The organism is Micromonospora sp. C28ISP2-4 (assembly GCF_030519385.1).
GTDB lineage: Bacteria > Actinomycetota > Actinomycetes > Mycobacteriales > Micromonosporaceae > Micromonospora > Micromonospora tulbaghiae.
In genome coordinates, this window is the sequence record NZ_JAUMKG010000001.1 from 510,315 (window position 1) to 523,959 (window position 13,645).

Consider the following 13,645-nt stretch of genomic DNA (forward strand, 5'->3'; position numbering starts at 1 on the left):
TCGCCGCCACCACCCTGCTCACGCTCGCCGCGCCGGCCGCCGCACACGGCGCGGACGCGCCCGACGGCACCGACTACCGCGCCACGATCAGCGGCGTCGCCCCGGACCGCCCCGGGCTCACCGCGCGCATGGTGGAGGCCGGCGCGCGGCTGGAGCTGACCAACGACACCGGCGCCGACGTCACGGTGCTCGGCTACTCCGGGGAGCCGTACCTGCGCATCGGCCCGGACGGTGTGTACGAGAACACCCGTTCCCCCGCCACCTACCTGAACCGGACGCTGGCCGGGGAGACCCGGCTGCCGGCCGAGGCGAACCCGGCCGCCGCGCCCGACTGGCGGCGGATCGACGACGGACCCACCGCCCGCTGGCACGACCAGCGCACGCTGTGGCGGGAGGACGCCCCGCCGGCCGCCGTCGCCGCCGACCCGGACCGGGAACACCGGGTACGCGACTGGACCGTCCCGCTGCGCGCCGGTGACGCCACCGGAGCCGTACGCGGCACGCTGGACTGGGTGCCGCCGCCCGACCCGTACCCCTGGTGGGTGGCCGCCACGCTGGGCTTCCTGCTGGTCGGCGCGGCGGGGCTGGCGCCGGGCGGCACCGCCGCCGGGGTACGCGCGCTGCGCGCGGTCGGCGCGCTGCTCGCGGTGGGCGGCGCCGCCACTGTGGCGCTCACCGTCGCCCGCGCGCTGGACACCGGCTCCCCCGGCGTCGGCGGAACACTCGCCGAGCTGGTCACCGGTCAGGTGTGGACGCTGCTCACCGGCCTCGGCGCGATCGCCGCGGGCGGGTACGCGCTGGCCCGCCGTCCGGCCGCCGACTTCGTGCTGGCGCTCGCTGGTGCCTGCCTCACGCTGTTCGCCGGGGTGACGAACCTGGCCGCGCTGTCCCGCTCGATCCCCCCGGCCGCCGGCCCGGCCGTGCTGATCCGGGTGCTCGTGGTGGTCGGCCTGGCGACCGGAGCCGGCGCGGTGGCGGCGGGCCTGCTGCGCCTGCTGCCGCAGAGCAGCCCGCCCCACCCCGCGCCCAACCCGCGTCCACCCCTGACCCCCGCCCCGCTGCCCCGCCCCGCCCCGCCCCGCCCGGTGATCTTGCAGTTACTGCTTGCCCCTCGGATGTGGCTTTTGCCCGCTCTACCACCCGGGCCGGGGGTGCAAGGTCGCCGCGAAGAGCGGGCGGGGAGGCCAGGAAGGGGTGCGAGTCCGGGTCGGGCGGGGGCGAAGCCTGGGGGTTCCAGGCGGTGGGCGGCCAGCAGCGCCTCTTTCCTCGTCGGACAGGAGGTCCGCGGTGGGTGCGTCGGCGACGATGCGAGCCGCCGTCCGGGATCACCGAGCGCGGACCTGGCGCTCGGCGCATGCAGCGGGTGCGTGGTGACCGCTGAGCAGCGTCACGGGCAGGGAGCGCCGGATGCCGCCAGCTCCCGGCGGGCGGCCGGGTCGAGGTTCGACGACGGCTCGTCCGGCACCAGGATCTCCAGGCGCAGCCGGGACGGTCGCCACCGCCACCCGGCGCCGCTGCCCGAACGACAGGTGATGCGGCGCGGTCCAGTGCTCGCTCATCCCGACAGCGTGCGACTTATAACGTCCGACGCGGGCGGCCAGCTCGCCCGCGCAGGCCAGGTTGTGGCCGGGCCGAACGCCACGTCCTCGGCGACCGTGGGCAGGAACAACTGGTCGTCCGGGTCCTGGAAGACGATGCCGACGCGGCGTACCTCGGCCAGCATTGTCGGTCGCGGCGGCGGTCAGGCCGCCGACGCTCACCGTTCCTCGGTCAGGGTGAGGATGCCGTTGAGGGTGCAGCACGAGCGTGAAGGTCTTGCGGCGCCGTTGGGCCCGAGCATGGCGCCACCCATCGCCGCGCGGCATGCGGTCCGTCCACCCGTGCAGGACGACGTGACCGTCCGGGCGCGTACGGTTTGCCCGTGACGTCGAGGGAGGGTGGCTTGCTGCGTACCCGATCATTGTTGCAGGACGAGTGCGACCTTGGCGGCGATGGTGGCCGCGATCGCGGCACCGTCGCGGCAGCCCGCCCACTGGCCGGCGGTGGCCGCGCGGCCCTGCGCCGCCGACATCCGGCCGGTGTAGCCGCGGGAGAGCATCGCCAGGTGAGCCCGCTCGCCGCGCTCCGAACGCGCGCAGGAACAGCGCGCCGACGCCTGCGGCGGCGGCCCGCAGCTGCTGCAGGAACCGCGGGTCACCGTCGCCGCGCCGGCGCGCGCGCCACCGCATCAACGGGCTCGCCGACGAGCACCTCAGGTAGCGCAGCATGAACGTGGCGATCTGGGTGAGGATCTGCGGGCAGCGCAGCCGGTCCGGAGGCCGGCCAGCAGGTCACGCGTCGTCGTGGTCGCGGCCAGCAGGAGCGACGCGAGTGCGCCGAGGTGCCTGGCGAGGATGTTGAACGCGCCGTGCAGCCGTCGACGGACGGGGCGGGGGCGGCCACCTCGACCCGCTCCCCCGCGCCGAGGAACGGCAGCGCGGGCGCGAACAGCACGAACGGCAGCTCGATCAGCGCCCGGCTGAGCAGCCAGCGCGGGCCGACCCGGGCCAGTGCGGCCACCGGCGACCAGGAGCGCGTACCCGCCGAGGCCCAGTACGCCTCCGGGGCGTGGCCACCACGGCGACTGTGAAAAGACGGCACCATCGGCGATCTTCACCTCCGGCGGGGCGGTGCACCGGCGGCGAGCCAGCGGCGGACTCGCGTGCGGCGTGCGCGTGCCCGGCGCCCATCGTCAGCAGCACCGGTGGACGGTGTCGCGGCTTTAATCCTGCCGGTCGGCGGTCGCGGTGGAGCGTCGCGGGTCGCGGTGAGCTTCGCCAGGAGGCCCGCAGCGGCGGGCCAGCCGAGAACAAGGCCGCCGCCAGCAGGCGGCTGAGCAGCACGCCGAGGCCGCGGACAGGCCGGTGAGTTGAAGTCGTTGCCGATGCGCGTACGCCGTAGTCGGCCAGTGGGCTGTCCGCCAGCTCGTGGTCCTTCGCCTGCTGTGCCGGGCAGCTGCCGCCGCGACGATCTCGTCGTCGGCGTTGACGGTGCAGCCCTTGACGCTTGACGAGTCCAGCCCGTCCGGGTGCGGGGAGGCGCGAGATTTTGTGCCGCGAGCACAGGGCCCACCAGCGGGCCGCGCCGAGCAGGAACGGCCAGTGACGCTTGCTCATCGGGCACCTCCGGCGACCAGGACGGCGGGGGACGGCGTGGCGGCTTGGCGCGCAGCGCGTACGCAGATCGGGCCGGACCTTCGCGACGGTGACCACTGTGGTCGCGGTGATCAGGCCCTCGCCGATGCCCGATGAGCAGGTGGGCGAAGGCAGCGGTACCGACCCGGGCGGCGGGTGCCGCCGAGGTCGGTGGTGCCGCCCGGCTTCAGTACTGCAGGACGAAGCCCTGGGACGCGACCACCACGCTGACCAGCGCGGAGACGAACGCGGTGACACGCCAGGCCCCGCCGGGGTACGCGGCAGCACGCGCAGCGGCGCAGCGCGATCAGCAGGTACGCGGCGGCGGTGCCGAGCAGCGCCATGTTGGAGATGTTGAGGCCGAGCATCGCCACCCCGCCGTCCCCCGAAGACCAGCGCCTGCACGATCGGCACCACGGCGACGCAGAGCGCGCCGACCCGAGACCGACGAGGCATCGCGGCCAGGCGCGCCGCCAGCGAGCGGGTGACCGCTGACCCCGGCGGTGAAGATCGGAGTTGAACATCTGCACGGCGAAGATGAACGCCGCCGCAGGCGGCCATCGGGGCCAGCCGGTCGTCGAGATCGGCGCGGCCCACCAGCACGCAGAAAGGCGAGCGCGGCCAGGGCGAGAGCCGCGAAGATCGCGGCGACCCGGACCGTTGTGATGATCCGTTGGAGATGTGCATCGCCAGGTGTCCACGAGCTCAGCGTATTTCCAGGAAGGCACTGTTGCCAATATCTGGCAGCAACCTCACTTGATGGCCGTCACCGCGCCCGCGCGTCGCCGTCCGCGGCCGCACCGGCCCCGGCGGTATCGTCACCACCGCTGACCGACCGCCTCAAGCCCGGCGACCCCGCCCCGGGAGTTCACCCCACTCCCCACCGACGACGGCAGCACGCTGTCCCTGTCCGGCCTGCGCGGCCGCAAGGTCGTCTATTACGCGTGCGGTATACGCTGACGCCCCGGCTGCACGAAGCAGGCGTGTGACTTCCGGGCTCGCTCGCCCTCCCCCTCCAGGCCGCCGGCTACGAGGTGGTGGGCATCTCGCCGAACAAGCCGGCGAAGCTCATAAGTTCCGCGACCGGGACGCCATCACGTTCCCGCTGGTCTCCGACGAGGACAAGGCGGTGCTGACCGCGTACGGCGCGTTCGGCGAGAGCAGATGTACACGGCCGCACCGTCACCGGTGTGATCCGCTCGACGTTCGTGGTGGACGAGGACGGCAGGAAGTCGAGCAGGCGTTCCACAGCGTGCGGGCCACCGGTCACGTCGCCAAGCTGCGCGGGACCTCGGTCTCGACTGGTGGCGGCCAGCGCTTCCATATAATCGCGGCCGGGTGCACAGCCGGCACGACGCTCAACTCAGCAGATCGGGCGGGGTGGCGGAACGGCAGACGCGCAGGCCTTAGGAGCCTGTGTCCGAGAGGACGTGGGGGTTCGAAACCCCCCTCCCGCACCTGCATCAGCTGTGTCCACGCCCATACGAACGCGGGTTCGGGCGGCCCGGGTCGCCACGCGCGGGATGGCGTCGTGGTTCTTCAGCGCTCGACCCCGACCTGACCCCGAGCTGCGCGGGAGCAGATCGTCGCGCTACAGGTGGACGTGACGAACGTGGGGGCCGTCGGCTTCGACCACGCCCCCCAGCTGACCGCGGACCGGGTACGCCCGCTCGCCCTCGACGCTCGACGAGGTCACGGACGGGCCGGACCGGCCTCCTCACCCGGCTACGAGGGCGAACGCCTGGTCGCCCGTCCTGGTCGTCGCCGACAGCCGGACACTCGAGCGCACTGGCGCGTACTCGAAGCGCGTCGCTGGTGCACCCCGACGCAGGGTCGCGGGTACGGCGCGGCGCTGATGCGCGAGGCCGAGCGGATCCCTTGAGGGCTGGGCCTGGTGGCGCTGCACGTGACGGTCCGCGACGGCCTGGGGCTGGACCGCTTCTGAGCGCCTCGGATACCCGCGGGAGATCGGCCGCCCTCCCCCCGCCGCGCTGTGCGCCTGTCCCCCACCGACGCCCCGGGACTGGTCCTCATGTGGCTGGACCCCCCCCCCCCTTTTTTTTTTTTTTTTTTTTTTTTTATTTTGACCCTCCTCCCGCCTCGGCTCCGCTCGCCGATCTTGCACTTGTGGCCCCGACAGAGCCGCATCCACGGGGACGGCATCCGGGGCAGCAGGGCAGATCGGCGCAGGCTGCAGAGGCGGGGCGGGGGGCGGGGGTCGGGAGCAGGCGGGGTGGGTGGGGCGGCGGCTGCCTGCACCACGGGCTCGGTGAGGAGCCGGGGTGGGGGTGGGGGTGGAAGGGCTGGGGGTGGGGCTCCCGGGGGTGTGGGGCTCGGCGCTGCTCCGTTGGGTCCGGGGTGGCAGGATTGGCGCCGTACATGCGGGTCTTGCTGCGCTGCACCTGGCCGGGGAGCATCCGGATGCCGGTGGCGGTCGCGCGGTGGCCGTACACGTCGGTGACCCGGATCTCGTACGGACCGGTACCGGCCCCTGACTCGATCAGCCAGTAGTTGTAGTCCTGCCGCTGGGCCGCGCGCCACGAGCCGTTCCGCCGCACCTCGACCGAGCGCAGCGGGTTGCCGTGGTCACCGACCAGGACGGCGAACCACCACTGCGACGAGCCCTCCTTCATCCGGAAGGTGAGCGGACCGGGCAGCCTCGGGTTCACCACGGCGCGGTAGCTGACCATCACCACCCCCTGCACCGGATCGGCGATCCGGGCGAACGCCTCGGCGGAGAGGTCGAGGTGACCGGGTGCGCACTCCGGGCACTGGTCCATCACCAGCACCCGCACGGTGCCGCGCGGGCCGGTGACGTCGAGGAAGCCGCCGCAGGAGGCGCCGGAGGCGTACTCACCCGGGCCGAGCGCGACGTACATCCGGTCGGCGGGCGCGGCCGGCCGGGAGCAGTTGCCGCCGGCACCCTCGGAGTCGTAGAAGGTCGCCTTGCCGCTGCGCGTCGAGCCGCCGACGGGCGGGGCGGCAGCCACCGGCGGTGCGGCGGCGGGCAGGAGCGCGGCGGCCACGGGCGGGAGAGCGGCCACGGGCGGTAGAGCGGCCACGGGCGGCACGGCAGCGCGCGGCGGCGGGGCGGCGCAGGCGGGGGCGGCGCCGCCGCGTACCGCGAGGGTCACCGCGACCGCGGCGGCGACGGTGACCAGACCGGCGGCGGCCAGGCGGCGGCGTGTGGCGGCGCGGCGCGGACCGTCCGGGCCGGCGGGTCCGGGCGTGGCGCCGGCGGCCGGCGGGTGGGGTGCGGTGCCGTCGGTCACGCCGGTCGATGCTGCCGGACCGGCGTGCCGCCGGACAAGCGAGCTAAGCGAAAGCTAAACCGGGACGCGAGCGCCGGTCAGCGCGGGCGGAGGAGACCACACCGGCCGGTCCCGCGCCATGCCGGGGCGTCACCGTCCGGGCGCGGGTCCACACGGTGCGACGCGAATCAGTAGCATCGCGGCATGTCAGATCGCCACCAGCTCGCCGATTCCGACCCGCGCGCGCAGGGCTCCCATGTGGAGCCGGGCGGGTCCGTGGAGGAGAAGGCGCCCCGGCGCCGCCGGGGCCGGCGGATCGCCCTGATCGTGCTGCTGGTGGTGGTGCTGCTCACCGGCGGCGGCGCGCTGGCCGGTGGCCTCTACTACCGCTCGGTCGACAAGTCGATCGAGCGGGTCGACGCCTTCGAGGGCGTGCCGGAGGAGTCTCGGCCGCAGGTCGAGGCCAAGGGCGCCATGAACATCATGATCCTGGGCAGCGACTCCCGCGACCCGGAGAGCACCGGCGGCTCGCGCAGCGACACGATCATCCTGGCCCACCTGCCGAAGGACCGGTCGAGCGCCCAGCTCATCTCGATCCCCCGGGACACCTGGACGGCCATTCCCAAGTCGAAGGACGGCCGCGGCGGTCGCGACGCCAAGATCAATGCCGCGTACGCCTGGGGTGGCGTGCCGCTGATGGTGCAGACGGTGGAGAAGTTCAGCGGCGTACGGGTGGACAACGTGGCGATGGTCGACTTCGCCGGCTTCAAGGAGATCATCGACGCGCTCGGCGGTGTCGAGATCGACGTGGAGAAGGGCTTCACCACGAAGTACTCGCTGATCGGCACGCGGACCTTCGAGAAGGGCCGGCAGACCATGGACGGGGCCGCCGCGCTGGACTACGCGCGGGAGCGGCACGCCTTCCCCGACGGCGACTTCGCGCGGATCCGGCACCAGCAGCAGGTGATCAAGGCCATTCTGGACAAGGCCGCATCCGGCGGTGTGATGACCAACCCGGCGAAGCTGAACTCGTTCGTCCGCGCCACGTCCGACTCGGTGGCTGTCGACAAGTCGCTGTCGCTTGTGGATCTGGCGATGGAGATGCGTGGCCTGCGCGGCGGCAACCTCACGTTCTTCACCTGCCCGGTGAAGGGCACCGGCCGGGTCGGCAGCGAGAGCGTCGTGTTCCCCGATCCGGCGCGCTCGAAGACGCTGTTCGACGCCGTACGCCGCGACTCGGTCCCCGAGATCCTCGCCATCAGCGGAAAGTAGGACGTCGATCTGTCATGCCGGTGCTGGCGGCGGGGCGGGGCCGCTCGTATCCTGCGATCGCCGTCGGTCTCTGCATCCGGGCCGGGGGCGTCACGGGGAAGGATCGACAATGCCACGCCTGCCGGCGTTCGAGCATCCGTCCGCGCCACCGTCCGGTGTGGCCATGAACACGCCGATGGACAGCGGCATGGACACGACGACAGTGCTGCCGTACGCCGGCTCGCGGGCGTCCACGCGTACCCGCTGGTTGCGTGCCTGGATGGTGACCGCGCCCATCGACGTCGCGGCGCTGCTCGCGCCGCTGCTGCTGACGCAGGACTACTGGCGTGGCACGTTGTTCAACGCCGCCCTCACAGTGGGCCTGTTCGCCGCGGGTGGGCTCTACCGGCCGCGCCGGCACATCAGCATCCTGGACGAGTTGCCGAGCCTCGGCGGCCGGCTGCTGGCCTCCGGCGCGGTGGGTGCCATCATCGCGGCGCTGCGGCACGACTCGGTGCTGCACGTCAGCGGGTTCATGCGCGGCGTCGCGCTCTCCGCCGGCCTGGTGATCGTCGGGCGGGCGCTGAACAGCCGGCTCATCCTGCTGGCCCGCAAGCGGCGGTGGGTGGAGCACAACGCGATAGTCATCGGCGGCGGGCCGATCGGCGGCGAACTGGCCCGGCTGTTGCGCCGCTACCCGCAGTACGGGCTGCGGTTCGTCGGCGCCGTCGACGCACCGTCCCGGCCACGGATCGGTGCGTTGCCGCTCATCGGCACCATCGACGACCTGGAGAAGCTCGCCGACATGCTGGAGTGCGAGGTCCTTGTCATCGCGGACCCGGACTGCTCCGAGGCCGACCTGATGGAGGCGCTGCTGCGTCCGGCCAGTTCGCGCTGTGACCTGTGGGCGGTGCCGCGCCTGTGGGGGTCGCGGTCGCAGGGCGGCTACCCCGACCACATCGGCGCCATCCCGATCATCAAGATCGGCGACACCACGCTCACCGGTCCCCGGTGGCGGCTCAAGCGCGCCTCCGACGTGGTGTTCGCGGTGACCGCCCTGGTGCTGCTGAGCCCGCTGCTGCTGCTCTGCGCCGTCGCCACGTTGCTCGACGGCGGCCGGGGCGTGTTCTTCCGCCAGGAGCGCATCGGCCGGTACGGCAAACCGTTCCACGTGATCAAGTTCCGGTCCATGCGCCCGGCCGACGAGCACGAGTCGCAGACCACCTGGTCCATCGCGCACGACGAGCGGGTCGGGCCGATCGGGCGGTTCATGCGGCGTACCTCGCTGGACGAGCTGCCGCAGCTGTGGAACATCCTGCGCGGTGAGATGAGCGTGGTGGGGCCCCGGCCGGAGCGGCCGTACTTCGTGGAGAAGTTCTCCGTGGAATACCCGAGGTATGCGATGCGTCACCGCGTACCGGTCGGGCTCACCGGGCTGGCGCAGGTCAGCGGCCTGCGCGGGGACACGCCGATCTCGGACCGGGCGCGGTTCGACAACTACTACGTCGAGAACTGGTCGCTCTGGCTCGACATCAAGATCGTGCTGCGTACCGTCACCGAGGTGTTCCGGGGCGGGGGACGCTGAGCGCCTCGGCCAGGTCCGCGTACCAGTCCCCCGGCGGCGGCAGCTTCGCCGCCGCCCACCGGCCGTGCGCCAGCACGCTGTAGCGGGGGCGCGGCGCCGGCCGCGGGAACCGGTCGCTGGTGGTCGGCCGGACCCGGTCCGGGTCGAGACCGCGCAGGGCGAGGACGGCGCGGGCCAGGCCGTACCAGGTGGTCTCGCCGGCGGCGGTGCCGTGGTACGTCCCGGGCGCCGCGTCGCCGGCGAGCGCCGCGTCGGCGAGCGCCACGAGACGCTCCGCGAGCCGGTACGACCAGGTGGGCTGCCCGTACTGGTCGTCCACCACGTCGAGCCGGTCGCGTTCGGCGGCCAGCCGCAGCATGGTGGTGACGAAGTTGCGCCCGTGGGTGGCGTAGAGCCAGGCGGTACGCACCACGTACCCGGTCTCGGGCAGCAGCCGGGCCACCGCCAGTTCTCCGGCGAGCTTGCTGCGCCCGTACGCGTTGACCGGGCCGGTCGGGGCGTCCTCCGGGTACGGTTCGGTGGCGTCACCTGCGAACACGTAGTCGGTGGAGACGTGTACCAGGCGCGCGCCGGACACGGCACAGGCGTGGGCCAGGGCGGCCACCGCGTCGCCGTTGACAGCTGTGGCGTCCCGCTCGCGCGTCTCGGCGCCGTCCACGTCGGTCCACGCGGCCGCGTTGAGCACCACGTCGTGCCCGCCGACCGCGTCCCGCACCGCGCAGGCGTCGGTGACGTCGAGGTCGGCGCGGGCGGGGGCGGTGACCGACAGGTCCGGCCGGGTCCGCAGCACGGCGAGCAGGTCCCGCCCGAGCATCCCGCCCGCGCCGGTGAGGAGAACGCGGGTCATCGGTGGCCGGCGGGCTTCAGCGGCTCCCACCAGTCCCGGTTGTCCCGGTACCAGCGGACCGTCTCGGCCAGGCCCCGGTCGAGGTCGATGCTCGGCGCGTACCCCAGCTCTTTGCTGATCTTGCTGATGTCCAGCGAGTAGCGGCGGTCGTGGCCCTTGCGGTCGGTGACCGGCACGACCCGGTCCCAGCCGGCCCCGCACGCCGCCAGGAGCCGCTCGGTGAGTTGCCGGTTGGTCAGCTCGGTGCCGCCGCCGATGTGGTAGACCTCGCCGGCCCGCCCCTCGGCCTGCACCATCGCCACGCCCCGGCAGTGGTCGTGGACGTGCAGCCAGTCGCGGACGTTGCCGCCGTCGCCGTACAGCGGCACGGTGCCGCCGTCGAGCAGGTTGGTCACGAACAGTGGGACGACCTTCTCCGGGAACTGGTAAGGCCCGTAGTTGTTGGAGCAGCGGGTCACCACGACGTCCAGGCCGTGGGTGCGGTGGTAGGAGAGCGCCAGCAGGTCCGACCCGGCCTTCGAGGCGGAGTACGGCGAGTTCGGCGCCAGCGGCCAGCTCTCCGTCCACGAGCCGGAGTCGATCGAGCCGTACACCTCGTCGGTGGAGACGTGCACGAACCGGCGGACGCCGTGCCGCAGCGCGGCGTCCAGCAGCGTCTGGGTGCCGAGGACGTTCGTGGTGACGAACGGGGCGGCACCGGTGATCGAGCGGTCCACGTGCGACTCGGCGGCGAAGTGGACGATCACGTCGTGCCCGGGCACCACCTCGTCGACCAGCGCCGGATCGCAGATGTCGCCGCGGACGAAGCGCAGCCGGGGATCATCGCGCACCGGGGCGAGGTTCGCCAGGTTGCCGGAGTAGGTCAGCTTGTCCAGCACCGTGAGCACGGCCGGACCCTCGACCGGCACCCCGGCCGCGTCACCGCCGGGCACGCCCAGCAACATCCGCACGTACTCCGACCCGATGAAGCCGGCGCCGCCGGTGACGAGGATCCTCACGGGTCGTGGAGTCTACGCCGTACCGGCGGCCCGGGCGGGACGTCGACGGGCCACGAGGGCTGCGGCCCCGCGGGTAGTCTCCGCGGGTGCGTGGAATCCTTCTCGCCGGCGGCACCGGATCCCGGCTCTGGCCGATCACCCGGGCCGTCTCCAAGCAACTGATGCCGGTGTTCGACAAGCCGATGGTCTACTACCCGCTCTCCACTCTGGTGATGGCCGGGGTACGGGAGATCCTGGTGGTGACCACGCCGGACGACCGCGCCCAGTTCGAGCGGCTGCTCGGCGACGGCAGCCAGTGGGGGCTGCGCCTGGCGTACGCCGAGCAGCCCCGCCCGGAGGGCATCGCGCAGGCGTTCCTGCTCGGCGCCGACTTCATCGGCGAGGAGTCGGTGGCGCTGATCCTCGGCGACAACATCTTCCACGGCGTCGGGCTGGGCCGGCAGCTCGCCCAGCACGGCGAACCGGCCGGCGGGCAGGTCTTCGCGTACCCGGTCGCCAACCCGCAGGACTACGGCGTGGTGGAGTTCGACGACGCCGGCCGGGTGCTGTCGATCGAGGAGAAGCCGGTCCGTCCCCGATCCCGGTACGCGGTGCCGGGCCTCTACTTCTACGACAACCGGGTGGTCGACATCGCCCGCAAGCTGACCCCGAGTGCCCGGGGCGAGCTGGAGATCACCGCGATCAACGAGACGTACCGGGCGTGGGGCGAGCTGACAGTGACGGTGCTGGACCGAGGCACCGCGTGGCTGGACACCGGCACCTTCACGTCGATGATGCAGGCCGCCGAGTTCGTGCGGGTGATCGAGGAACGCCAGGGCATGAAGATCGGCTGCGTCGAGGAGGTCGCCTGGCGGTCCGGGCTGATCGACGACGAGCGGTTGCGGATGCTGGCCCACCCGCTGACGCGCAGCGGTTACGGTGAATACCTGCTGGGTCTGCTGGCCGAGCGGTCCGGTCCGGGGAGCGCGTCGTGAAGATCCGTCCGCTGAGCATCGAGGGCGCCTGGGAGGTGACCCCGCGCCAGCACGGCGACCCGCGGGGCCTGTTCCTGGAGTGGTACCGCTTCGACCGGCTCGCCGAGGCGGTCGGCCATCCGCTGCGGCTCGCGCAGGCCAACCTGTCCGTCTCCGCGCGGGACGTGGTGCGCGGCATCCACTTCGCCGACGTACCGCCGGGCCAGGCCAAGTACGTCACCTGCGTACGGGGGGCGGTGCTGGACGTGGTGGTGGACGTGCGAATCGGCTCGCCGACGTACGGCCGGTGGGAGGCGGTACGCCTCGACGACACCGACCGGCGGGCCGTCTACCTGGCCGAAGGGCTGGGGCACGGGTTCTGCGCGCTCACCGACGACGCGACGCTCAGCTACCTCTGTTCCACCACGTACAACCCGGCGGCCGAGCACACGGTGCATCCGCTGGATCCGGACCTCGGGATCGACTGGCCGGCGGGGGCGCCGTTGCTGTCCGAGCGGGACGCGGCGGCACCGCGCCTTGCGCAGGCGCGCGACGCGGGGCTGCTGCCCTGCTACGACGCCTGCCGCTCCTTCACGGAAGCGTCGGCGACCCGGCAGTCGCTCTGACCCGGCACCGCGGCCGGATCCTGCGCCGTCGCGTCGGGCGCTTCCGCGTCCACGGCCGGCAGCCCGGCCGCGTCCGGCTCGGTGGCAGCCTCGTCCGTCCCCGGCGACCCCGGATCGGCCGGATCGGCCGGAGCAGCCGGGCGGCGGCGTGCCACTGTCGCCGCCCAGAGCGTCCGCACGTCCGCGCTCACCGGCGTACCGGCCCGGCGGTAGCCGAGCACCAGGGCGATCCCTACCCCGACGGCGAGGCCGCCGAGCGCGCCGCCGGCCGCGTACCACTGCCACCGCACCGGCTCGGGACGCGGCGGCGGCGCGGCGGCCCGGACCACCTCGACCTGCGCCTTGAGCCCGAGCCCGGCGGGCGGCAGGTCGCGTTCGGCGATCCGTTGCAGTTCGGCGGCGAGGCCTGCGGCGATCGCCGCGGCGGTGCCGGCGGAGCGGTCGACGACCGCCACGTCGATCGCCAGGGAGTCGACGGTGGACGAGGCGACGACACGGGCGGCCAGGTCGTCGGTGCTGTACGGCAGCCCGAGCGAGTCGATCACCGGGCGGGTCAGCCGGGGCGTGTTCATCATGGTGGCGTACGTCTTGACCCGCCGCTGCATCAGTCGGCCCGCCTCGTCGGCCGGCGGGCGGGGCTGGGGCGCGGCCGACTTCTCGGCGGCGAACGTGACGACCATCTGGGTCTCGGCCCGGTAGACCGGGGGCCGGCGTTCGGCGAGGACCCCGGTGAGCGCGCCGCACAGCAGCGTCAGCGCCAGCACGACCGGCCACCGCCTGCCGATCGTGTCGCGGAAGTGGGCGAGGTCCACGACGCGTCACCCTACCGGCGTCCGGCCGCCGTGGGCGTACCCGCCCGCCGGGTCCATTGCGCGGCGGCGCTCATGTCGGGTAGAACAGGCCCGCACACATCCGCGCATCTTGGGGGAAGACGAGTGGATTCCGCGTGGTCGGCTCGCGG

At 73.3% G+C, this 13,645-nt stretch carries 8 protein-coding genes, 1 tRNA gene and 4 pseudogenes; 6 read left to right on the forward strand and 7 right to left on the reverse strand.

Annotation, left to right across the window (positions count from 1 at the left end):
• Positions 1-1,213 precede the first annotated feature (1,213 nt).
• The 3 pseudogenes from Q3W68_RS02405 to Q3W68_RS02415 all read right to left on the reverse strand — a co-directional run.
• Positions 1,214-1,766 (reverse strand): annotated as a pseudogene (locus Q3W68_RS02405) (ATP-binding cassette domain-containing protein); the annotation flags it as partial.
• A gap of 191 nt (positions 1,767-1,957) precedes the next feature.
• Positions 1,958-2,729: pseudogene (locus Q3W68_RS02410) on the reverse strand (energy-coupling factor transporter transmembrane protein EcfT).
• Between the two features lie 422 nt (positions 2,730-3,151).
• Positions 3,152-3,860 (reverse strand): annotated as a pseudogene (locus Q3W68_RS02415) (energy-coupling factor ABC transporter permease).
• A gap of 140 nt (positions 3,861-4,000) precedes the next feature.
• Here Q3W68_RS02415 and Q3W68_RS02420 point away from each other — a divergent pair.
• A pseudogene (locus Q3W68_RS02420) lies at positions 4,001-4,475 on the forward strand (peroxiredoxin); the annotation flags it as partial.
• A gap of 73 nt (positions 4,476-4,548) precedes the next feature.
• Positions 4,549-4,630, forward strand: a tRNA-Leu gene (locus Q3W68_RS02425).
• 621 nt (positions 4,631-5,251) lie between these two features.
• On the opposite strand, the gene Q3W68_RS02430 is transcribed toward Q3W68_RS02425, so the two are convergent.
• The gene (locus Q3W68_RS02430) at positions 5,252-6,445 is read right to left on the reverse strand and encodes an expansin EXLX1 family cellulose-binding protein (RefSeq protein WP_302903885.1); all 1,194 of its coding nucleotides are present in this window, start codon (positions 6,443-6,445) and stop codon (positions 5,252-5,254) included.
• A gap of 183 nt (positions 6,446-6,628) precedes the next feature.
• Here Q3W68_RS02430 and Q3W68_RS02435 point away from each other — a divergent pair, with 183 nt between their 5' ends.
• Entirely contained in the window at positions 6,629-7,696 is a 1,068-nt protein-coding gene (locus Q3W68_RS02435; protein WP_302903886.1) for an LCP family protein, read from the forward strand.
• A gap of 109 nt (positions 7,697-7,805) precedes the next feature.
• Complete coding sequence (locus Q3W68_RS02440) at positions 7,806-9,260, forward strand: sugar transferase (RefSeq protein ID WP_302903887.1); 1,455 nt, start codon at positions 7,806-7,808, stop codon at positions 9,258-9,260.
• Here Q3W68_RS02440 and rfbD read toward each other — a convergent pair.
• Positions 9,229-10,107, reverse strand: a complete 879-nt coding sequence (rfbD, locus tag Q3W68_RS02445) for a dTDP-4-dehydrorhamnose reductase (protein ID WP_302903888.1) — start codon at positions 10,105-10,107, stop codon at positions 9,229-9,231. The genes Q3W68_RS02440 and rfbD overlap by 32 nt on opposite strands.
• Positions 10,104-11,105: a dTDP-glucose 4,6-dehydratase gene (gene rfbB / locus Q3W68_RS02450; protein WP_302903889.1), complete on the reverse strand. Its 1,002-nt coding sequence runs from the start codon at positions 11,103-11,105 to the stop codon at positions 10,104-10,106. Before rfbB ends, rfbD begins: the two co-directional genes overlap by 4 nt.
• Before the next feature lie 86 nt (positions 11,106-11,191).
• Here rfbB and rfbA point away from each other — a divergent pair, with 86 nt between their 5' ends.
• Together rfbA and Q3W68_RS02460 are read left to right on the forward strand one after the other, a co-directional pair.
• A complete protein-coding gene (gene rfbA / locus Q3W68_RS02455; RefSeq protein ID WP_302903890.1) occupies positions 11,192-12,079 on the forward strand; it encodes a glucose-1-phosphate thymidylyltransferase RfbA in 888 nt (295 codons plus the stop codon).
• The gene (locus Q3W68_RS02460) at positions 12,076-12,684 is read left to right on the forward strand and encodes a dTDP-4-dehydrorhamnose 3,5-epimerase family protein (protein WP_302903891.1); all 609 of its coding nucleotides are present in this window, start codon (positions 12,076-12,078) and stop codon (positions 12,682-12,684) included. The genes rfbA and Q3W68_RS02460 overlap by 4 nt, the downstream gene beginning before the upstream one ends.
• On the opposite strand, the gene Q3W68_RS02465 is transcribed toward Q3W68_RS02460, so the two are convergent.
• Positions 12,630-13,496 carry a YveK family protein gene (locus tag Q3W68_RS02465; protein WP_302903892.1) on the reverse strand — a complete coding sequence of 289 codons (867 nt, stop codon included), beginning with the start codon at positions 13,494-13,496 and terminating at the stop codon, positions 12,630-12,632. The two genes, Q3W68_RS02460 and Q3W68_RS02465, sit on opposite strands and share 55 nt — an antisense overlap.
• Positions 13,497-13,645: the final 149 nt, after the last annotated feature.